This is a genomic window from Aliirhizobium wenxiniae (genome assembly GCF_014201355.1).
GTDB classification, from domain to species: domain Bacteria; phylum Pseudomonadota; class Alphaproteobacteria; order Rhizobiales; family Rhizobiaceae; genus Neorhizobium; species Neorhizobium wenxiniae.
On the sequence record NZ_JACHEG010000002.1, the window covers coordinates 204,808 to 226,456 of the forward strand.

Sequence of the window (21,649 nt, forward strand, 5' to 3'; positions counted from 1 at the left end):
CTCAGGCCTTGGCCGGAAACTCCGCCAGGCGGGCCGCATAGCGCGCCATCGTATCCACTTCGAAATTGACGAAATCGCCGGGCTTGCGGTCACCCCAGGTGGTTACGGCAAGTGTATGGCGGATCAGCAGGATATCGAAATCGGTGCCGTTGACCGCATTGACGGTCAGCGATGTGCCATCAAGGGCGATGGAACCCTTGGGCGCGACGAAACGTGCGAGATCTTCCGGCGCGCGCAAGGTGATGCGAACCGCCTCGCCTTCCGCTTCGACCGCAAGGATCTCGGCCTTGCCATCAACATGACCGGAAACGATGTGGCCGCCGAGCTCGTCGCCGATCTTCAGCGCCCGCTCGAGATTGATCCGCGTGCCTTTGGTCCACGATGAGATCGTCGTCAGGCGCAGCGCTTCTTCCCAGGCCTCGACTTCGAACCAGCGTTCGTTGCTGCCGTCTTCAGGAAGCGTGGTCACCGTCAGGCAGACTCCCCCATGGGCGATCGAAGCGCCCATATCGATGGTCTTCGGGTCGTAATTGGTGGAGATGCGCAGCTTCACGCCTTCATCCAGAGCGGTCAGCTCGGAAACCGTGCCGATATCGGTGACAATACCCGTAAACATCAAAGGCCTCTTTCATATTCGAAGCTGCGGTCGGCGCCGAAACGCTCCTGCCGCACGCACTGAAATCCTGCCGGAATATCGGAAGGCGTCGCCGGCGATTCAATCCCGCCCGCACCGACAACAAGCTCGGACTGAGCAAGAACGAGGCGATCGACCAGGCCGGCATCGAGGAAGCTACGACCGACCCTTGCTCCACCCTCGACCATAAGTGAGGAAATTCCGCGTGTAGCGAGATTGGCCAGAAGGTCGCGCAGATTGGCCGCCTGCAGAACCTCGACACCTGCGGACATCAGCGCGCGCAGGCGCTCCTCGTTCGACGGATGCGTCTCGCAGAAGGGATCTGTGACGGCGACGACCGGAACCGTGCCGGTTGATTTAACCAGCTTGGACGACAGCGGCAGTTCCAGACGACGATCGAGAACGATCCTCAATGGCGAGCGGCTTTCCAGTCCCGGCAGGCGAACCGTTAGTTCGGGATCGTCAACCAGCGCGGTACCGATGCCGACAAGAATGGCGTCGTTTTCCGCACGCATCATATGCACCTGGGCGCGTGACTGCGGGCCGGTGATCAGCAGTTCCTCGCCACGTCGGCCGAGCATGCCGTCAGCAGAAACCGCAAGCTTAAGAGTCACATAGGGCAATCCCCTCGTCTGACGCGAGAGGTAGGCCGAAAGCACGCGACGCCCCTCGTCCTGCAGCAGACCGGTCTCAACGACGATACCGGCTTCGCGCAGGATTCCGAAACCGCGACCGGAAACCCGAGGGTCAGGATCATTGAGGCAAACGACGACACGGGCCACGCCTGCAGCAACCAGGGCGTTGGCACAGGGCGGCGTGCGGCCGTAGTGCGAACAGGGTTCGAGCGTAACGTAGGCCGTTGCCCCCCTCGCCCGCTCGCCGGCAACGGCCAGCGCCTGCGTTTCCGCATGGGGGCGACCGCCAACGGCGGTCACGGCCTGTCCGACGATCTCACCGTCCTTGACGACGATGCAACCGACGGAAGGATTGGTTGCCGTCAGACCGGCATGCCATCGCGACAGCCGCAAGGCGGCTGCCATGAAGCGACCGTCGTCGGCAGCACTCGTCAAGAGCCCTCTCCGGATTCCAACCCCGGATCTCGGGCAAGCTTGGCGTTGATCTCCTCGATCACCTTCTCGAAATCTTCCGCGTGGGAGAAGTCGCGGTAAACCGAGGCGTAACGAACGAAGGCAACGTCATCGAGGCTTTTCAGGGCCTCGAGCACCTGCAGACCGATCTGCTCGGATGAGATTTCCGCCTCACCCGAGCTTTCCAGCCGGCGAACGATACCGGATACGGCACGTTCGATGCGATCGGCATCCACCGGCCGCTTGCGAAGCGCAATCTGGAAGGAACGCACAAGCTTGTTGCGGTCGAAAGGTGCCTTGCGGCCGGTCTTCTTCAGCACCATCAGTTCGCGCAGCTGGACGCGTTCGAAGGTGGTGAAACGACCGCCGCAATCCGGGCAGATGCGACGCCGGCGGATGGAGGTGAAATCCTCCGCCGGACGGCTATCCTTGACCTGAGTGTCTTCAGAGCCGCAGAAAGGGCAGCGCATCGGCTCTCCTTACAGGTAGGGGTACATCGGGAAACGGTCGGTCAGTGCGACGACCTTTTCGCGAACTGCAGCTTCCACGGCAGCATTGCCTTCATCGGAATTGGCAGTCTTCAGACCGTCGAGAACCTCGACGATGAGGTTACCGATTTCCTTGAACTCGGCCTCCTTGAAACCGCGGGTCGTGCCGGCCGGCGTGCCGAGACGAACGCCCGAAGTGACGAAGGGCTTTTCAGGGTCGAACGGAATGCCGTTCTTGTTGCAGGTGATGTAACCGCGGCCAAGGGCAGCCTCGGCGCGCTTGCCGGTGGCGTTCTTCTTGCGCAGATCGACCAGCATCAGGTGGTTGTCGGTACCGCCCGAGACGATGTCGAGACCGCCGGCAACCAGCGTTTCCGAGAGAGCCTTGGCGTTCTTGACGATCTGGGCTGCGTAATCCTTGAATTCCGGCTGCAGCGCTTCACCGAAGGCAACGGCCTTGGCGGCGATGATGTGCATCAGCGGACCGCCCTGCAGACCGGGGAATACGGCCGAGTTGAACTTCTTGGCCAGATCCTCGTCGTTCGTCAGGATCACGCCACCGCGCGGGCCACGCAGCGACTTGTGGGTCGTGGTCGTGGCAACGTGGCAATGCGGGAACGGCGACGGATGCTGACCACCGGCAACGAGACCGGCGATATGCGCCATGTCGACCATAAGATAAGCGCCGACTTCGTCAGCGATCTCGCGGAAACGCTTCCAGTCCCAGATGCGGGAATAAGCGGTGCCGCCGGCGATGATCAGCTTGGGCTTGTGTTCGCGCGCCTTCTTGGCAACGTCGTCCATGTCGAGCAGGTTGTCGTCTTCACGCACACCGTAGGAGACGACGTTGAACCACTTGCCGGACATGTTGACCGGCGAACCGTGGGTCAGGTGTCCCCCGGAATTCAGGTCGAGACCCATGAACGTGTCGCCCGGCTGCAAGAGCGCGAGGAAGACGGCCTGGTTCATCTGCGAACCCGAGTTCGGCTGGACGTTGGCGAAGTTGACGCCGAACAGCTTCTTGGCGCGCTCGATTGCAAGCTCTTCGGCGATATCGACGAACTGGCAGCCGCCATAATAACGCTTGCCCGGATAACCTTCGGCATACTTGTTGGTCATGATCGAGCCCTGGGCTTCGAGCACGGCGCGCGAGACGATGTTTTCAGATGCAATCAGCTCGATCTCGTGGCGCTGACGACCGAGTTCCCTCTCGATCGCGCCAAAGATTTCCGGGTCGGTTTCGGCGAGCGGGCGGGAGAAGAATGCTTCGGTATTCGACATGAGCAAGGCTCCTGGGAGAGGTAAGAAAGCGGTGTGAGGCGTCTTAGCGCTCTGCCCGTTGAAGGGCAAGACAAAGAGCGACATTTGCGCGCTCTGCCGCGGTATCAGAGATACTGTATCCCGCCTCTTTTCAATTCATTCAGGCTTTAAGCCCGAGAAACTGATCAGCCTCGCCTAAACTGCAAACAATAGGAAAACTGAGCCGTCGAATTCGTTGCTGCGATCGGTATCAACGGAAAAAGGCCGGGCAACACGACCCGGCCTTTCATCAAGATATTACCGCCAGTTTATTGCGGCAGCAGGTCACTTTCAGTGAGCGCCCCTTGGCGCTGTTCAATGCCGGTGGTCGTCTGGAGCGCCAGTTCCTGATTGCCATCCTTCTGGTAGATATCGTCGCGGAACTGGACGACACGGTCCTTCGCCGACCATGCGGTGATGTAGACGATATAGACAGGCACTTCCTGGGCGAGCTTGATCGGATTGTTCTGCCGGGTCGAGATGACGCGTTCGATCTCCTGACGCGACCAACCTGGCGTATCACGCAGCAGCCAGGTGATCATGTCGCGAACGTTCTGGACGCGCATGCAACCGGAGGATTCGAAACGCATCAGCTTGTTGAACAGGCCCTGCTGCGGCGTATCATGCAGATATTCGTTGTTCGGGTTGTGGAAGTTGATCTTGGTCGAAGCCATGGCGTTGATCTTGCCTGGATCCTGACGGAACATCAGGTTTGGTGCCTTAGTTGCGTTCCAATCTACGGTTTCCGGCGCCACTTCCTGACCACGACCGTCGAACAGTCGAATCTGGTTGCGGGTCAGGTAGGTCGGATCCTTGCGCATCAACGGGACAATATCTTTCTCGACGATCGAGCGAGGTGCCGTCCAGTACGGATTGAGAATTACTTCATAGATCTTGGAGTTGATCGCATGGGTCGGACGGTCGATACGGCCAACAACGGCATTAGTGCGCAGGGCGACACGGTCGTTCTCTACGGCCTCTATATACATGGCCGGGATATTGACCATGAGATAACGCTGACCGAGATCACCTGACATGGACTGAAGCCGCACGAGGTTGGTCTGCAACTGCATCAGTCGCGTCTGTGCCGGAACGTTGAGCGCCTTCACAGTGAATTCGCCAAGTACACCATCTGCCGGGAGACCGTGCCGAGCCTGGAAACGTTTCACGGCGCCATCGACATAGCTGTCGAAAGCCGTCGACATGCCGGCACCCTCGTCAAGGTCTCCGGAAATGGTGAGGCGCTGGCGAAGCTGCTGAACGCTAGAATCGGCGACGCCGAGCTGCAGGCGGGTCGACGGACGCACTTCCGGCCAGCCGCCGTTGGAAACGATCGACTGGTAGGTGTAAATTGCCTGCTGGATATTGGCAGGACCTTCGGTGCCCAGGATCGGGTTGTTCGAGACAACACCAACAGCAGTGCGCGAGCCCCGCGCATCGAACTGATCGTCCCAACTGCCGCGCCGCGGGGCATTGATGAGTGAATCAATCGGGCTCTGTGCAAGCGCCGGTGCGGCCAATGCCGCGGCACCCGCCGAAACAGCAGAACGCAGCAGCGCGCGGCGAGACAAAACTTCAAGTCCGATTTTCTTCGACATCATTCAATCCATCTGATCCCGGTCAACAGAACAGCGCTACAGGGATATGGTTAAAAAGGCGCAAAAGCCAAGCAGGTGCCCTTTTCGGCCCGCTCTGCCTCAATCGGCAAAGCCCCTTTTTACCGATTGCTTGAACATGCCCGGTCCCATAGCAATATGGCCAATTCGTGTCACCAGGCGAAGGGTCACAAGCCTGTGTTGCGCTGTGACTTTTCTGCCGTATCCCAGGCATAAAATTCACACTTCGGTTTGGCGCATGTGGCTGACAGCTGGCCGGATCTTCGTTTGGCAACGAAATTCGTCGTAGCCAGAAGGCACCCCGGCACGGGAGCATCAAGCGTGCGCCTTCATTTTACAGTCTTGCCCTTTTTATCGCTTTCCGCAAAACAGGCGACCATTGAAGAATCACCCTCGGCGCGAGCAATCGTCCGAGAACGCAACTTCCCAACAAAGCGCCAGTTTCAAGCAAGGCGACAGCAATAAATTCTATGACTTATAAATATAGGGGTGGAGAAATTAAATGCAGTGGAAACCGATAAACACTCTCATTCCAAACAAGCTGGTCTTTCTATTGTTCGATCATCTTGAGAGCGCTCAGTGGGTCGGTTACGTCAACGAAGACGGCATTTGTGAATGGCCTGACAAAGTCCGCGGATATCGTCCGACAGGCTGGCAGGAGGTGATTGTGGACCTGACCCGTATCAAGGCCATCGGCGGCTGATTCTACACCATTTCCGGATACAAAACGAGCAAAACGGAGCGTAGGCCTTACGCTCCGTTTTGCTTTTGTGCGTCACCGCATGACTGGAGGCAATGTGGAACGCCAAGCCCTTAGTGGTTTAAAGGCAGATCGCAGTTCCGGTCCGATTACATCCGGTAAGCGATCGAGTCGTTCCAGAAGCGATCGAGGCGCTGCAGAAGACGATTCATCTGGGAGAATTCGCCTTCGCCGATACCGCCGACCTTTTCGATCGAGCCGATGTGGCGTTCGTAGAGCTTTGCGACGGTTTCGGCGATTTCCTGGCCGGCCGGCGTCAGGCTGATGCGAACCGAGCGACGGTCGATGCGCGAACGGGCATGGTTGATGAAGCCCAGATCGACCAGCTTCTTGACGTTGTAGGAAACGTTGGAGCCGAGATAGTAGCCGCGGGAGCGGAGTTCACCGGCTGTCAGTTCCGAATTGCCGATGTTGAAAAGAAGGAGTGCCTGGACGGCGTTGACATCATCGCGACCCTGACGGTCGAACTCGTCCTTGATGACGTCGAGGAGACGGCGGTGGAGACGTTCCACCAGATGCAGCGATTCCATGTAAAGTCCACGGATCGTATCTTCGTGCGGATCTGCGACTGCCGGTGCCTGCGGCTTGAGCTTCGTGTTCATCATAACTGCCTCACTGTTTTGTTTGGCGGTGTGTTTGTTTGTTCCCGCCTTGAGACAGACCCTATCGAATGCGCATAAAATTCGACTTAAAACACTTGATTAACAAAAGCCTACCGGCATTTTCGGATTTTGTCGGCACTGTGGCGAAGACCTTCCTCTCGCTTTTTCTGCCTATAAAAATCAACATCTTAGCTCGGAAAAATCGCTAAAATTCGAGCTAAATGCCTTTAGGATCAAGGTGAATCAATCCTTACCTTCTCCTCTTTGCGCCTGCCTTCCAGCCATAATGCGAGACGAAATACGACATAAAGGCTTGCCACGAGAACGTTCAGAAGCGGGACGAGATGGTTCTCGCCGAAAATTTCGGGCCAAACGACATACATTAGAATTTGGATGATAGCCGCCATTGTCCACAAGACCGCGCCCCAGGATACGGCAAGCCACAAACCAAGAGAAGCAACCGGGAAAAGAACAGCAAGTGCCGGAGCGGTAACTCGCCAAGGCAAGTCCAGCAGATCGAAACGAGCTCGGCCTTCGAGCGAATACCCGACGAGCATCGCCCAATATTGCATGCCGAACCAGAAACAGGTGGCGGCAATCATCCTCATGAAGAAGACGAACAGGAGCTCGGTCAGCGTGCGCCGTGGCGTCGTGGGTGAATCAGGTTCCATGGACATCGATATATAGGCGCATCAGGCCAGCCGCCAGCCACACGCATGGCAGCAATGCTTGATCCTGACCATTCATAAACAACTTGTCGCATGCTAAGGACCGGCCAACAAAAATAACGGAGACACCGTCATGGATAAGACGCATCTCGTCGACGAGATCACCGGGCACCGCAGGATGCGGCGCAATCGCAAGGCAGACTGGGTCCGCCGCATGGTGCAGGAAAACCGGCTGACGGTCGACGACCTGATCTGGCCGATCTTCATTACCCACGGCACCGGCATTTCCGAGCCGCTGGCGGCCATGCCGGGTGTCAACCGGATGAGCGTCGACAAGGCAGTGGAAGCGGTGAAAGAAGCGGCCGATCTCGGCATTCCGGCAATCGCGCCCTTCCCGGACATCGAGATGGAACTGCGCGACCCGACCGGTTCGCACATTCTCGACGCCAACAATCTGATGAACAGGTTCATTCGCGAGACCAAGAAGGCCGTGCCTAATATCGGCCTGATCACCGATGTGGCGCTCGACCCGTTCACCAGCCATGGCCATGACGGCATCCTGCGCGAAGGCATCATCGTCAACGACGAGACCGTTGATCATGTGGTGAAGGCCGCCGTGATGCAGGCGGATGCGGGCGCCGACATCATCGCACCGTCGGAAATGATGGACGGCCGCATCGGCGCCATCCGCCGCGGCCTGGATGCGGCAGGCCATCAGGATGTCGGCATCATGTCCTATGCGACGAAGTTCTCGTCCGGATTTTACGGTCCCTACCGCGAGGCGATCAATACCGGGGGCCTGCTGAAGGGCGACAAGAACAGCTATTACATCTCTCCTGCCAACGGCACCGAAGCGCTGCGTGATGCTGCCCTCGACGTCGAAGAAGGCGCCGACATGATGATGATCAAGCCCGGCCTTCCCTATCTCGATATCTGTTGGCGCGTGAAGGAGGCTTTCGGCCTTCCGACCTATGCCTATCAGGTCTCGGGCGAATACGCGCAGATCAAGGCGGCCGCGATGAACGGCTGGATCGATGGCGACCGAGTGATGATGGAAACGCTTCTCTGTTTCAAGCGCGCGGGCTGCGACGGTATCCTCACCTATTTCGCCGTCGACGTTGCCAAGAAGCTGGCAAAGGGCTGATGCTGCACGCGCGCGTCAGGACCTGGCCGAGACTTGCTAAGGTTGCAATCTCTCCCCATATGATTGGGGAGAAACAGGAGACCGGTTATCAATGAGCCTCGACCCGAACCCGACTTATGCCGCACCGCAGGACTGGCGCGCCTATAGCGGCGTTCTTTCACGCCGGGTGTTCGCCTTCATTCTCGACTATCTGATCGTGCTACTGCTCTGCATTCCGGCGGCGGTGATCGTCTTTTTTCTCGGCATCATCACGCTCGGCCTCGGCTTCATGCTTTATCCGGCGCTGTTTGTGATCGTGGCGCTTCTTTATTTCGGCATGACGCTGGGCGGCCCGTCGCAAGCCTCACCCGGCATGCGCGCCATGGGTATTACGCTGATGCGAACCGATGGTCGGCGATTGGATTTCATGACAGCGATGGTCCACACAGTGCTGTTCTGGCTGATCAACTCGATCCTCACGCCGCTCATCCTGCTTGTCGGCCTGTTCACCGAAAGGTCACGTTTGGTGCATGACATGCTGCTCGGCACGGTTATCGTCAGGGCATCCTGACCACTGCTCCAAGCACGGCCAGCTATTCGATTTTGGTGATTGGCCGTGCTTAAAACCAAGCCCCGAAAAGCGCATGGTTGACGTTTTCCATTTATGCGCCATGGTATGACATTTCTCACTCCATGACGGGATCGGCCATACATCCATGAATACCCAGACAACGCCTTCCCCGCAGTTTTATCTGACGGCTCCGGCAGTTTGTCCTTATCTTCCGGGTGAAATGGAACGCAAGGTGTTCACCCACCTCGTCGGCCCCCGTGCGGCGGAGATGAACGATCTCCTGACCCAGGGCGGTTTCCGTCGCTCCCAGAATATCGCCTATCGACCGGCCTGCGAAGCCTGCCGCGCCTGTGTGTCGGTGCGCATACTTGCCGGTGAGTTCGAGCCGACACGCTCGATGAAACGCGTCATGTCGGCAAATCGCGACCTGATCGCCACCGTCCAGCCGGCCCAACCGTCGACCGAGCAGTTCGCGCTGTTCCGACGCTATCTGGATGACCGGCACCAGCATGGCGGCATGTCGGACATGTCCGCCCTCGATTATGCGATCATGGTGGAAGACACGCATGTCAACACGCGGCTGATCGAATACCGGATCCGCGAACCGGGATCCGGTCTCAGCAAGCAGCCACAGGGAGAGCTGATTGCCGTCGCACTCACCGACATGATGAGCGACGGGCTTTCTATGGTCTATTCCTTCTTCAACCCGAAGTACGAAAAACGTTCGCTCGGGACCTTCATGATCCTCGATCACATCGACCGCGCACGTTCGCTCGGCCTGCCGCATGTCTATCTCGGTTACTGGGTCAAGGGATCACCCAAGATGGACTACAAGACCCGCTATCAGCCGCAGGAACAGTTGATGGCGCGCGGTTGGGAACGGTCTCTGCCTTCGGCAACAGATAGCGACGACTAGCGGGCGTTGATGAACAACCATCGCCGCGGACTTTTTCTGACCATCGCCGGAGGCATTGCGCTCTCTTTCGACGTGCCTCTGGTGCGGCTGGGCGGCGGAGAACTCTGGCAGACACTGGCGCTACGCTCGCTTTCGACTTTCGCGCTGGGCGTTCTCATCTGGGCCCTGCTCTCCCGGCTTCAACCGGGCAATCCCGTACTTCGCCCCGGAAAGGCCGGCCTGCTTGCCGGTCTTTTCTATGGGTTTTCGACAATCACCTTCCTTGGCGCCGTCTTCAATACAACAACGGCGAATGTCGTCTTCATCGTCGCCTTCACGCCGATGTTCGCCGCACTTTTCGGCTGGGTACTACTGCGCGAACAGCTTTCAAGATCGACATGGATCACCATGATCGCGATGATCCTCGGGGTCGGGATCATCGTCTCAGGTGGCCTGTCCGGAGGCGAGTTACTGGGCAATATGCTGGCCCTGGCAACGACGCTTCTGCTTGCAGGCGCGATCACCATCGGCCGTAAGACAAGGGTCGATCTGGGGCTGGTGCCGCTTGCTGCAACTATTATTCCCGCAGTCTTCGGTCTGGCGATGATGCAGCCGGGTGGATTGATGTCTGTTCCCTCCCCTTTCTGGATCCTGCTCGACGGGCTGGTGATGCTGCCGGTCGCCTTCTGGTGTCTGGCGACCGGTCCTAAATACCTGACCGGCGCTGAAGTCGGCATGTGCTACCTGCTTGAAACGGTCCTCGCACCGATCTGGGTCTGGATGATTTTTGCCGAGGAGATGGAGGCACGGACGATGCTGGGCGGAGCGATCCTGATCCTTTCGCTGATCAGCCACGCGCTCTGGCAGATGCGACGCGGCAACCAGCGTCTGGGTCTCTCCTGAGCAATTTGCCGGGCAGATGGTCATTCGAAAGATCGGCAATTCCGAAGGTGTCATCATCCCCAAAGAGATCTTTGATCGGCTGGGCTTGAAGGCGGGAGATGAGGTCGAGATCCGTGGTTAATCGGATCAAATGGTGCTGAAACCGATGGAAGGCGATTTCGCGCGACAGTAACAGATCAACGAATATTATAGAGGTTGGCGGTGTCTATCTGCCTTTATCGATGGCAACAAAAGGATTGCCATTGTTGCCGCGGGTGTGCTCCTGATGGACAACAGTTTCGCCATCGAAACTGATGAAGTGATCCTGTTTCCTTCGTCCGCTCCCTTGCCGCCTGGAATATCGACGAGGATGGCGCAACTCGCTTTCTTCGCGACCACTGCGTTCCCTATCCCGCGTAGGCGCCGATCATAGCCGAAACGATATCGCAGCCCCCGAAAACGTGATATCGTCTCAGCTCAATCCGTGGAGGGCGGTATGGGCGAGACAGTGACGATCCAGAGGATCGGGGACAGATGCGGCATCATGTTGCCGCAGGAGCATCTTGATAAGCTAGGTTGGAAGGAAGGGGATCTTATCGAGATCCGCTCCGATCAGGTTCATCTCGAATTCATCGCACCGCATGACGAGGAAAGCGAGGAGCCTAGATCCTTTTCTCTGACGAATGGAACCGCGATGAGAAACTACCTCACGGCACTCAAGGAACTGGCCAGACATTAAAAGGCGCCGCCCATCAGGAATGATGAACGGCGCCAGATTTCAGTGGCTTCACATCAGCCAGCAAATTTTCCGCTGCGTGGAAAACCCTTTGGAACGGTACGTCCGGCCGAAGCGCGATCACCCATCCATTCGAGCAGCTCGTCCTTCGTGCGGTTGAAGGCACGGCCGGCGCTGTCTTCCCAGGAAAGACCGGCGTCCATGGCAAAGCACTTGATGTCGGAAATGCCGCCATCCTTGTAGCGCTGCAGGCGCACACCCTTGCCGCGGGTCATTTCCGGCAGTTGCTCGAGCGGGAAGACCACCATCTTGCGGTTTTCGCCGACGATCGCCACGTGATCGCCCGAAACTGGCACGACGAGCTTCGTCTCGTCCGGCATGCCGACATTCATCACCTGCTTGCCCTTGCGGGTATTGGCGACCATCTCGCTCTCGGCGACAATGAAGCCGTAGCCGGCGGTCGAGGCGATGATCATCTTGCGATTTGCGTCATGCACGAAGGCGGTCAGGATGTCCTGATCGTTTTCCATATCGACCATGATACGGATCGGCTCGCCATGGCCGCGACCACCCGGCAGCTTGTCGCCTCCGAGCGTATAAGCCTTGCCACCGGTCGTCACGAGGAGAAGCTTGTCTGTCGTTTGGGCTGGGAAAGCGATCTTCGGCCCGTCACCTTCCTTGAAGGTGAGGCTCGACGTATCGGCCACATGACCTTTCAGCGCACGGATCCAGCCCTTCTGCGAGATGATGACGGTGATCGGTTCCTTTTCGATCATCGCCTGCTGGATGGCTTCGATATCGGCTTCCGGCGCTTCGGCAAACTGGGTGCGGCGGCGGCCGAGTTCGGTCGCCTTGGCATAGGTCTTCTTGACGTCCTGGATCTCGACCTCGATCATCCGCCACTGCTTCTCGTCGGATGCGAGCAGCGCCTCGATGTCGGCCTTTTCCTTGGTCAGCTTGTCGTTCTCGGTGCGGATCTCGAATTCCTCGAGCTTGCGCAAATTGCGCAGCCGCATGTTGAGGATCGATTCCACCTGGAGATCGGTCAGAGACCAACGCTCGACCATGACCGGCTTTGGCTCATCCTCTTCACGGATGATGCGGATCACTTCGTCGATGTTGAGATAGGCAATCAGCAAACCGCCCAGGATCTCCAAACGCCGATCGATCGCAGCCAGACGATGGCGCGAACGGCGAACGAGCACGTCCTTGCGATGTGCCAGCCATTCGACCAGCACTTCGTTCAGTGCCATGACCTTGGGCACGCGGCCCATGGACAGCACGTTCATGTTGAGCGGAATGCGGCTTTCAAGCTCGGTCAGCTTGAACATCGATTCCATCAGCAGCGTCGCATCGACGGTACGGCTCTTCGGCACGATGACGATGCGCACGTCTTCCGCCGATTCATCGCGGATATCGTCGAGCAGCGGAAGCTTGCGAGCAATCAGCAGTTCGGCGATCTTTTCGATCAGGCGCGATTTCTGTACCTGATAGGGAATTTCGGTGACGACGATCTGATAACCGCCACGACCGAGATCTTCCACTTCCCACTTGGCACGGACACGGAAACCGCCGCGGCCGGTCCTGTAGCTCTCGATGATCGATTCACGGCTGTCGATGATGATGCCGCCGGTCGGAAGATCCGGGCCGGGCACGAAATCGACCAGCTTCTCGACGGTCGCATCAGGGTGCCTGATCAGGTGAAGCGCCGCGTCGCAAAGCTCATGGGCGTTATGCGGCGGGATGGATGTCGCCATGCCGACCGCGATACCCGTCGCGCCATTGGCGAGCAGGTTCGGGAAGGCGCCCGGAAGAACCGTCGGCTCCGAATTGCTTTCGTCATAGGTATCGCGGAAATCGACGGCGTCCTGATCGATGCCTTCCAGCAGGAGCTCGGCCACCGCCGTCATCTTGCTTTCGGTGTAACGCATCGCAGCGGGGCTATCGCCGTCGATATTGCCGAAATTGCCCTGGCCGTTGACGAGCGGATAGCGCAGCGAGAAATCCTGCGCCAGGCGCGCCAGCGCATCGTAGATCGCCTGGTCGCCATGCGGGTGATAGTTACCCATCACTTCGCCGACGATCTTCGCGCATTTGCGGAAGGCGGTGTTGGGGCGAAGGCCCATCTCGCTCATCGCATAAACGATGCGGCGATGAACGGGCTTCAAGCCGTCACGAACGTCCGGCAGCGCGCGGTGCATGATGGTGGATAGCGCATAGGCGAGATAGCGCTCTTCGAGCGCTGCCTTGAGGTCCACCGGTAAAATGTTGTCGCCGCCGTCGTCGCCGGGCGGATTCACGATCTGTCCCATGGGCTTTGACTAGCTCAAAGCCCGCTTTTCAGCAACAAAGCCGGGGATATCAGCCTGTGGAGAAACTAACGCTTTGATAAGGGCGTCACAAAAATGGCTCAAGCCCTTCGTCACAAAGCAATGGACGTTTCATCCACCAGACCTATAAATGCGTTTGATTTCACGGGCAGTTTTCTGCCGCAGGAGGCTTTTCATGCGTTACTCTTCCTCAATCAGGCTGCTTGCAGCCGGAACGACCCTCATTGCACTCGGCACACCTGCCCTGGCGCTTGATGGAAACGATCTGGTCAAGAAGCTCAACGGCGCCCTCTACATGCAGCAGGGTGCAGGCATTGTGCCGGGATCCGTGGAGGTCAACGGTTCCAACGTCACGCTCAGAAACAGCCGTTTCGAAGCCGGCACAGGCCAGGGCAGCCTGCCGCTCGGCACGATCGAGATGGAAGGCGTGGAAGAGGATGCCGGTGGCTATACGATCGAGACCGTGACATTCGAGAATGTCGACGTGCGGCAGGAAAAGACCGAAATCCGCGCCTCCGACATCGTCATGAGCGGCGTTACCGTGCCTGCCAGCACCACCGGCAATTCACTGGATTCGGTATTGCTCTATGACGAGGCAACGACCGGCCCGATGGAGATCAAGCTCGACGGCAAGAGCGTCGCATCGATCGGATCGTCGAAGCTGACCACGGATGTGTCCAACGACGACAAGAAGATCAGCTTCGACCTGCAGGTCGCCGACATCAAGGCTGATCTCGGTACGATCGACGATCCGGCCACGAAACAGACGATCTCGGACCTCGGCGTCACCTCGCTCGACGGCAAGGTCAGCATGACCGGAAGCTGGGACCTGGAACCCGGCACGCTGGCAATCGAGGAATATGCGTTCGACTTCGCCAATATCGGCAAGCTCGACATGGCTTTCAGCCTCTCCGGCTACACGCTCGATTTTGTCCGCTCCGCCAATGAAACGGCGCGTGCGATGGAAGCCAATCCGAACAAGCAGGAAGCCGAGCAGGCCGCCAACCTCGCCATGCTCGGTCTGATGCAGCGCCTGACCTTCAACAGCGCAATGATCAGCTTTGCGGATGACGGAATTACCGAAAAGGCACTGGATGTCGTCGGCAAGCAGCAGGGCACGAGCGGCGACCAGCTCGCCCAGATGATCAAGGCGATGACGCCGATCGTGCTTGCCCAATACAACGTTCCGGAACTGCAGAACGCGCTTAGCCAGGCGGTCAACACCTATCTGGACAATCCCGGCAGCCTGACGATCACAGCCCAGCCGCAAAGCCCGGTTCCCTTCCCGATGATCCTCGGCGCTGGCATGGGCGCCCCGAACACGCTGCCGCAGGTGCTCGGCGTAACGGTCAAGGCAAACGACTGATATCGTCATCTCAGGATTGTAAAAGCCCGGAGCGCACCTCCGGGCTTTTTTTGCGTCAGTGCGCCGGAGACGGCGCGAGAGAGGCATGCTCCTTGTCGTGGAGAGCGAAACGATCGATCATGCTGGCGCTGGCCTCATTGGCTCCCCTCACCTCGACCTCGGCGCCCCGGCGGCGGAACTTCAGGACGATCTGGTCGAGTGCATCGACAGCCGAAATATCCCAAAGATGGGCGCGGCTAACATCGATCGTCACATGTTCAGGTTTCTCTTCGAAATCGAAAGCCTGAAGTAGCGAATGGGTCGAGGCGAAGAAAATCTGCCCCTCAACCTCATAAATCCGCGATGCGTCCTCCAGCCTCGACGACACCTTGAACATGCGCGCCACCTTGCCGGCGAAGAACACGCCCGACAGCAGCACGCCGACTATCACGCCCTTGGACAGATCGTGGGTGAAAAGCACGACGGCAACTGTCGCCAGCATGACGATGGATGACGTGCCGGGATGGCGCTTCAGATCGACGATCGACTTCCACGAAAATGTGCCGATCGACACCATGATCATGATCGCCACCAGCGCCGCGACCGGCACGATGCGCAGGATATCATCAAGGACCAGAAGCAGGATCAGCAGGAAGGCACCGGCAACGAAGGTGGAGAGGCGTCCGCGGCCACCCGAAGAGACGTTGATTACCGATTGACCGATCATTGCGCAGCCACCCATGCCGCCGAACAGACCGGAGACTATATTGCCCGTGCCCTGCCCGACGCATTCGCGGCTCTTGCTGCTGACCGTATCGGTCATGTCGTCGACGATCTGCGCGGTCAGCAATGACTCCAGCAACCCGACCGCGGCAAGCGCCAGCGAATAGGGGAAGATGATCTGCAGCGTCTCGAATGTCAGCGGCACCATGGGAAGCGCAAAGACCGGAAGTGCGGTCGGCATTTCACCGAGATCGGCGACGGTCCGGACATCGATGCCAAAACTCAGCGTCACGATCGTCACGACGACGATGGCGACAAGCGGCGACGGCACGGCCTTGGTCAGATAGGGAAACAGATAGATAACAGCGAGCGCCAGCGCGATCAGCGGATAGGTGACCGCGGGAACGCCGATCAGCTGCGGCAGCTGGGCCGTGAAGATGAGGACCGCCAGCGAATTGACGAAACCGGTCATAACCGACTTCGAGACGAAGCGCATCAGCCGGCCAAGCTTCAACATGCCGGCGATGATCTGCAGCACGCCCATCAGCAATGTTGCGGCGAAGAGATATTCGATGCCGTGCTCCTTCACCAGCGGCCCCATCAGGACGGCCGTGGCTGCGGTTGCGGCGGAGATCATCGCGGGGCGGCCGCCGGTAATGGCTGTGGTGCAGGCGATCGCTACGGAAGCGAATAACCCAATCTTGGGGTCGACACCGGCAATGACGGAAAAACCCACAGCTTCCGGGATAAGGGCCAGAGCGACGACGATGCCGGAAAGAACATCGCCACGGATATTGGAGAACCACTCACGGCGGTAATTGGTCAAACTTGTCATGGAAAATCGCACACATTCGCGCATCGCCGCAGGAAATATCCGGGGTGTGAAAACGGCTGATGCTTTGCGTTGTCCGGCGGATCGGCGGCCGGAAGAGCCACCCGGGAGTTTCACCCGAGTCCTTGTGGTGTGTGCTGTTTAGACGCGGCTGCGAGAAGCAGCAACAAAAAATGACATAGCCCGGAAGGCTTCAACCTTCCGGGCTATGATTTCCGGTCGATCTGAAACGGTACTATCGATTTTACTCGAGAACCTGGATCACCGTGTGGGTCTGGGGATCGACGATCACACGTCGCTCATTGACGATGGTGTAACCGTAATTGTCATAGCCCTGAACCGGGCGGACTTCGACAGTATCGGGCAATACCCGCCCGACCAGTACATCGCCTTCATAAGGCACGGATTCGATCGGCTGTTCCATCACGTAGGTGCGCACTTCACCGGGCAGCACGACCGTGGAATTGGTGGTCACCGGATCCTGGGTGATCACGGTGGTTTGGGCGAAAGCCACACCGGAAAAAGCCATCGAGGCCGCGGATACGGCCAGCAGGAACTTACGCATGTTGTTTCTCCCTTGCTTCTGCTGGCAGTAACAACACGGTCGGGATGAGATGGTTCCGCATTTTTAACTGCCTTAATTGTGGCAGAAACCATGGCAAAACTGCAGCAATACATACGATCCTGCCCGAACGGGCAATTCGAACAGTCTGAACTTCGCCGGAGACTTGGATACGGTCAGGCGGCTTGGCTGTCGAGACGCCGATCCATTTGCTGCCTGGACGTCAGGCGGAACATGCCAACGAGCTCGCGCAGCCGCTGTGCCTCCGTCATCAGAAGCGCACTTGCCGCATTGTTTTCCTCGACCATCGCCGCGTTCTGCTGGGTGCCCTGATCGAGCAGATTGACTGCACTGTTGATCTCCCCCAGTCCAACCGACTGTTCCCGAGCGGAAACCGCTATCGCCTCGACCTGAACATTGATCGCCTCAATGCGCCTGCTGATCCCGGTCAGGGCTTCGCCGGTATCACGCACGGAACGGACACCATCCTTCACCTCGTCCGCCGAAATCCGGATGAGCTGCTTGATCTCGCGTGCGGCATCGGCCGAGCGGCTGGCGAGTGCCCGCACCTCCTGCGCCACGACCGCAAAGCCGCGACCCGCGTCCCCTGCCCTTGCGGCCTCGACACCGGCGTTCAGCGCCAACAGGTTGGTCTGGAAAGCGATCTCATCGATCACTCCGATGATACCTGAAATCCTTGCGGAGGATCCTTCTATACGCTGCATGGCATCCAGCGCATTCGAGACGAGGCCCCGCGTATGCTCCGCCGCCGTGTTCGCCTCGCTTGCAAGGCCATGTGCCTCCTGCGAGCGGCGCGACGAGTTGCCGACATTGGCGGTAATCTCGTCCAGAGCTGCTGCTGTCTCCTCAAGCGAAGCCGCCTGCTGTTCCGTGCGGCGGGAGAGATCATCGGCACTGCCTGCGATCTCGCGGCTTCCGCCTTCGATCGAGCCGCTCGCATGGGCGATTTCCGTCATCACATCCGCAAGGCGAGCCACAGTCTGGTTAAGGTCGCTTCTAAGCGCCTCGAAATCGGGAGCGAAAGGCTCCGACAGCGTGAAGGACAGATCACCCTCGGCCAGGCGCTGCAGACCGCCGGCGAGGCCACGCGTTGCCTGCTGAAGTATCCTGCGCGCTTCGGCTTCCGCTTCCTCGTGCATGCGCTTGCGTTCGTCCTCGGCATTGGCACGAGCCTCTGTAGCCTCCTGCTCAAGCCGCCTGTTGGCAATGGCAGCCTCGCGGAAAGTATCGAGTGCCTCGGCCATCGCACCGAATTCATTGCGACAGTGCAGCGCCGGGATGGTGATATCCGTCTGGCCATCGGCCAGCCTGCGCATGGCTCCCGTCATGGCGACGACCGGGCCGGTGATCGAACGCCCGATCAGCCAGACGCCTGCGGTCAACATGGCGATGGCGCCAAGAAGAAGTGCGGCGACGATGATGAGATTGCGTTCCGCAACCAGCTCGTTCTCGGCCAGTGTTTCAGCCCGTCGCGTCTCATTGGCTACGCGGACAGCTGCGACCTGCGGTTCGAGCGCCCGGTAGGCTTCAGACACGTCGGCTTCCGACTTTGCCTCCTTCAAGCTGCCATCTGCATAAAGTTTGAAAGCCGTCCGATAAACTTCCAATGCATCCATGACCCGGCTGCGCTGCGCGCCCGGACGAAAAGCCTGCTTGACCAGAACGGTAAAGGTCTCCGCCTCTGCTGCATGCTTTTCGAGATAGCCAGCATCACGACGCAGGATGAAATCCTTCTCGTGTCGCCGCATCATCAACATGCTGGCGCGAATGGCTACATCCTCGACAGACTGAAGGCGATCCTCGATCGAGTGTACGGCGGAGCGCATGGCGCCCTCAAGGCCGTTATTCTGGTCTAGCCCAAGATCCTGATTGTCTTTTACCAGCGTTGCAAAGGCGGCCTCATAGGCCGTAAGCCCCTCACCCAACCGGTCGAGATTGGCAGTAAGCTCACCGATTGCCGAAGACCTCAGCCCATCGAGCCGGGTATGAACACCCGCAATCGCCGTTTGAAACTTCTCTACCGCCGCGATGTCCTTGTTCAGCAGGAAATACTGCTCCCAAAGCAGGCTGTCGCTCACGCTCGCGGACATCATGGAGACCTCCGCCTGTCTTTCCGTCAGCGCGTCCGCAGTAGCCCGATAACTTGCCTCGATTTGTCTCTGGCCAAGAAAAATCGCCGAAATGGCCATGATGCCGACGAGAGCCATAACGGCGAGCAAAAGCACACGGTGAGAAATACGCAGATGAGAAAACAAGGCCAAGTCGTTAATCCCGAGGCAAATGAATATGCCGCGATAACTGCCTGTCAGGGTTTAAATAAACCTCAATCAGAAGATTAAAAGTTGTTCCCAATTTTGCAATGCAGCAATGCAACTTCGCATTGCACAGCTATGCAAAACGGCGACCCTAGGGCCGCCGTCGAGATTACTTGATAATGTTCAAATCGGAGGACTGAAATCAGTCCTTCTTAACCGGCGGGATCGGGCGGATCGCCAGTTCGCGCAGCTGCGTCGGGGTAGCTTCCGACGGGGCGCCCATCAGAAGATCCTGTGCCTGCTGGTTCATCGGGAACAGCGTGATTTCGCGCAGGTTCTTGGCACCGGTCAGGAGCATGACGACGCGGTCGACGCCGGCTGCCATGCCACCGTGCGGAGGCGCACCGTACTGGAAGGCGCGGTAGAGGCCGCCGAAGCGATCTTCCACGTCCTGCTGGGAAAGGCCGACCATTTCGAAGGCCTTGACCATGACTTCCGGCAGCTGGTTACGAATCGAACCCGAGGCGATTTCGAAGCCGTTGCAGACCATGTCGTACTGGTAGGCCTTGATCGTCAACGGATCCTGGTTTTCCAGTGCTTCAAGGCCGCCCTGCGGCATCGAGAACGGGTTGTGGGCGAAGTCGATCTTCTTGTCTTCTTCGTTGTATTCGAAGAACGGGAAGTCGACGATCCAGCACAGCGCGAACTGGTCCTTGTTGGCCAGACCCAGTTCGTCGGCAGCACGGTTACGGGCTTCGCCTGCGAACTTGTAAAACTTCTCCGGTTCGCCGGCGACGAAGAAGCAGGCATCGCCCGCTTCGAGGCCGAGCTGCGCTGCAATCGCTGCCGTACGCTCTTCGCCGATGTTCTTGGCGAGCGGACCGGAGCCGACAACCTTGCCTTCTTCTTCCTTCCAGAAGATGTAGCCGAGGCCCGGCTGGCCCTGCTGCTGCGCCCAGGCGTTCATGCGGTCACAGAATGCGCGGCTACCGCCGGTCTTTGCCGGGATTGCCCAGACTTCAACCTTCGGGTTCGAAGCGACCATGCCGGCGAAGACCTTGAAGCCGGAACCGGCGAAATGCTCGGTAACCGCTTCCATCTCGATCGGGTTGCGCAGGTCCGGCTTGTCGGAACCGTATTTGCGGATCGCGACGTCATACGGGATGCGCGGGAATTCCTTGGTGACCGGCTTGCCTTCGGCAAACTCTTCGAAGATGCCGCGCATGACCGGCTCCATCGTTTCCCAGACTTCTTCCTGGGTGACGAAGCTCATTTCGAGGTCGAGCTGGTAGAATTCGCCCGGCAGGCGGTCGGCGCGCGGGTCTTCGTCGCGGAAGCACGGAGCGATCTGGAAATAACGGTCGAAACCGGCAACCATCATCAGCTGCTTGTACTGCTGCGGAGCCTGCGGCAGGGCGAAGAACTTGCCGGGATGGATACGCGACGGCACGAGGAAGTCGCGTGCGCCTTCCGGCGAGGACGCGGTCAGGATCGGCGTCGAATATTCGGTGAAACCGCCGATCGTCATTTCGCGGCGCATGGCGGCGATGATCTGGGTGCGCTTGACGATGTTCTTGTGCAGAGTTTCGCGGCGCAGATCGAGGAAGCGGTACTTCAGGCGCACGTCTTCCGGATATTCCGGCTCGCCGAAGACCGGCAGCGGCAGTTCCTTGGCAGCCGACAGAACCTCGATTTCCTTGGCGTAGAGTTCGATCTCGCCGGTCGCCATGTTCTTGTTGACGGTGTCTTCCGAACGCGCCTTGACAGTGCCGTCGATGCGGATGACCCATTCGCCGCGAACGACTTCAGCCGTCTTGAAAGCCGGGCTGTCCGGGTCGCAGACCACTTGGGTCATGCCGTAATGGTCGCGAAGGTCGACGAAGAGCACGCCGCCATGATCTCGTACACGATGGACCCAGCCGGAGATGCGGACATTGGAGCCGACATCCGACTTGCGGAGGGCTGCACAGGTGTGGCTGCGGTAACGATGCATGACTTCAATCCTGGACTGATGCTTGGGAACGGCTTTTATGGCGTGCAAAGCACGGCCGCCGATCGCATGGAAAATCGGCGCGAAAAGCGCATGTGTGCTCCGATTTGTCAAGGTTGCAATGCCTCGGCAAGCCCGCTTAGCACATGATAGTCGGCATCCGCCAAGCTTCAGGCCATCATAAGGCTGCGTACTTATGTCCCTTCGCCGCCTCTTCATTGTTCAGGCC

The 21,649-nt window shown here is 58.7% G+C and carries 19 protein-coding genes, 1 pseudogene and 1 other annotated feature; of the genes and pseudogenes, 8 read left to right on the top strand and 12 right to left on the bottom strand.

Translation table 11 applies throughout. The features are described 5' to 3' along the window. Position 1: 1 nt before the first annotated feature. The 5 genes from HNQ72_RS08975 to HNQ72_RS08995 form a co-directional block, all read right to left on the bottom strand. Positions 2 to 616, bottom strand: coding sequence for a riboflavin synthase (locus tag HNQ72_RS08975; protein ID WP_183991761.1), 615 nt, complete (start codon positions 614 to 616; stop codon positions 2 to 4). Then, positions 616 to 1,674 carry a bifunctional diaminohydroxyphosphoribosylaminopyrimidine deaminase/5-amino-6-(5-phosphoribosylamino)uracil reductase RibD gene (gene ribD, locus HNQ72_RS08980; protein ID WP_183993058.1) on the bottom strand — a complete coding sequence of 353 codons (1,059 nt, stop codon included), beginning with the start codon at positions 1,672 to 1,674 and terminating at the stop codon, positions 616 to 618. Before ribD ends, HNQ72_RS08975 begins: the two co-directional genes overlap by 1 nt. Positions 1,675 to 1,700: 26 nt before the next feature. Next, positions 1,701 to 2,192 (bottom strand): transcriptional regulator NrdR, encoded by a 492-nt coding sequence (gene nrdR, locus HNQ72_RS08985; protein WP_183991763.1) that lies wholly within the window; start codon positions 2,190 to 2,192, stop codon positions 1,701 to 1,703. 9 nt (positions 2,193 to 2,201) lie between these two features. Beyond that, complete coding sequence (gene glyA / locus HNQ72_RS08990; protein ID WP_210319554.1) at positions 2,202 to 3,491, bottom strand: serine hydroxymethyltransferase; 1,290 nt, start codon at positions 3,489 to 3,491, stop codon at positions 2,202 to 2,204. Between the two features lie 287 nt (positions 3,492 to 3,778). Then, a complete protein-coding gene (locus tag HNQ72_RS08995) occupies positions 3,779 to 5,107 on the bottom strand; it encodes a L,D-transpeptidase family protein (RefSeq protein WP_183991767.1) in 1,329 nt (442 codons plus the stop codon). A 520-nt stretch (positions 5,108 to 5,627) separates the two neighbouring features. On the opposite strand from HNQ72_RS08995, the gene HNQ72_RS09000 reads away from it, so the two are divergent. Next, positions 5,628 to 5,828: a hypothetical protein gene (locus HNQ72_RS09000; protein ID WP_112510327.1), complete on the top strand. Its 201-nt coding sequence runs from the start codon at positions 5,628 to 5,630 to the stop codon at positions 5,826 to 5,828. A gap of 146 nt (positions 5,829 to 5,974) precedes the next feature. Here the strand turns inward: HNQ72_RS09000 and ldtR are convergent, their stop codons facing one another. Together ldtR and HNQ72_RS09010 are read right to left on the bottom strand one after the other, a co-directional pair. Further along, on the bottom strand, positions 5,975 to 6,487 hold the full coding sequence (gene ldtR / locus HNQ72_RS09005) for a transcriptional regulator LdtR (RefSeq protein WP_148145573.1): 513 nt from the start codon (positions 6,485 to 6,487) through the stop codon (positions 5,975 to 5,977). Positions 6,488 to 6,720: 233 nt separating this feature from the next. Beyond that, complete coding sequence (locus HNQ72_RS09010; protein ID WP_244654241.1) at positions 6,721 to 7,164, bottom strand: DUF6163 family protein; 444 nt, start codon at positions 7,162 to 7,164, stop codon at positions 6,721 to 6,723. A gap of 124 nt (positions 7,165 to 7,288) precedes the next feature. Between HNQ72_RS09010 and hemB the strand changes: the two genes are divergently transcribed. The 6 genes and pseudogenes from hemB (at position 7,289) to HNQ72_RS09040 (ending at position 11,365) form a co-directional block, all read left to right on the top strand. Then, positions 7,289 to 8,299: a porphobilinogen synthase gene (gene hemB, locus HNQ72_RS09015; RefSeq protein WP_183991771.1), complete on the top strand. Its 1,011-nt coding sequence runs from the start codon at positions 7,289 to 7,291 to the stop codon at positions 8,297 to 8,299. A 91-nt stretch (positions 8,300 to 8,390) separates the two neighbouring features. Further along, the gene (locus HNQ72_RS09020; protein ID WP_183991773.1) at positions 8,391 to 8,849 is read left to right on the top strand and encodes an RDD family protein; all 459 of its coding nucleotides are present in this window, start codon (positions 8,391 to 8,393) and stop codon (positions 8,847 to 8,849) included. A gap of 145 nt (positions 8,850 to 8,994) precedes the next feature. Beyond that, positions 8,995 to 9,765: an arginyltransferase gene (locus HNQ72_RS09025; RefSeq protein WP_183991775.1), complete on the top strand. Its 771-nt coding sequence runs from the start codon at positions 8,995 to 8,997 to the stop codon at positions 9,763 to 9,765. Between the two features lie 9 nt (positions 9,766 to 9,774). Further along, entirely contained in the window at positions 9,775 to 10,647 is an 873-nt protein-coding gene (locus HNQ72_RS09030; protein WP_183991777.1) for a DMT family transporter, read from the top strand. Positions 10,648 to 10,663: 16 nt separating this feature from the next. After that, positions 10,664 to 10,762, top strand: a pseudogene (locus HNQ72_RS09035) (AbrB/MazE/SpoVT family DNA-binding domain-containing protein); the annotation flags it as partial. A 360-nt stretch (positions 10,763 to 11,122) separates the two neighbouring features. Further along, positions 11,123 to 11,365, top strand: coding sequence for an AbrB/MazE/SpoVT family DNA-binding domain-containing protein (locus HNQ72_RS09040; RefSeq protein WP_183991782.1), 243 nt, complete (start codon positions 11,123 to 11,125; stop codon positions 11,363 to 11,365). 53 nt (positions 11,366 to 11,418) lie between these two features. On the opposite strand, the gene parC is transcribed toward HNQ72_RS09040, so the two are convergent. Then, a complete protein-coding gene (parC, locus tag HNQ72_RS09045) occupies positions 11,419 to 13,674 on the bottom strand; it encodes a DNA topoisomerase IV subunit A (protein ID WP_183991784.1) in 2,256 nt (751 codons plus the stop codon). 193 nt (positions 13,675 to 13,867) lie between these two features. On the opposite strand from parC, the gene HNQ72_RS09050 reads away from it, so the two are divergent. Then, positions 13,868 to 15,058, top strand: a complete 1,191-nt coding sequence (locus tag HNQ72_RS09050) for a hypothetical protein (protein WP_183991786.1) — start codon at positions 13,868 to 13,870, stop codon at positions 15,056 to 15,058. Between the two features lie 55 nt (positions 15,059 to 15,113). Here the strand turns inward: HNQ72_RS09050 and HNQ72_RS09055 are convergent, their stop codons facing one another. The 4 genes from HNQ72_RS09055 to aspS form a co-directional block, all read right to left on the bottom strand. Next, complete coding sequence (locus HNQ72_RS09055) at positions 15,114 to 16,595, bottom strand: SulP family inorganic anion transporter (protein WP_210319555.1); 1,482 nt, start codon at positions 16,593 to 16,595, stop codon at positions 15,114 to 15,116. A 67-nt stretch (positions 16,596 to 16,662) separates the two neighbouring features. Then, positions 16,663 to 16,720, bottom strand: a sequence feature (sul1 is cis-regulatory element that is thought to sense ions involved in sulfur or methionine metabolism; They are found in Alphaproteobacteria). Positions 16,721 to 16,836: 116 nt separating this feature from the next. After that, positions 16,837 to 17,157: a DUF1236 domain-containing protein gene (locus HNQ72_RS09060; protein WP_148145350.1), complete on the bottom strand. Its 321-nt coding sequence runs from the start codon at positions 17,155 to 17,157 to the stop codon at positions 16,837 to 16,839. Between the two features lie 173 nt (positions 17,158 to 17,330). Beyond that, a complete protein-coding gene (locus tag HNQ72_RS09065; RefSeq protein ID WP_373289331.1) occupies positions 17,331 to 19,436 on the bottom strand; it encodes a methyl-accepting chemotaxis protein in 2,106 nt (701 codons plus the stop codon). 196 nt (positions 19,437 to 19,632) lie between these two features. Next, complete coding sequence (gene aspS / locus HNQ72_RS09070) at positions 19,633 to 21,423, bottom strand: aspartate--tRNA ligase (protein WP_183991789.1); 1,791 nt, start codon at positions 21,421 to 21,423, stop codon at positions 19,633 to 19,635. Positions 21,424 to 21,649: the final 226 nt, after the last annotated feature.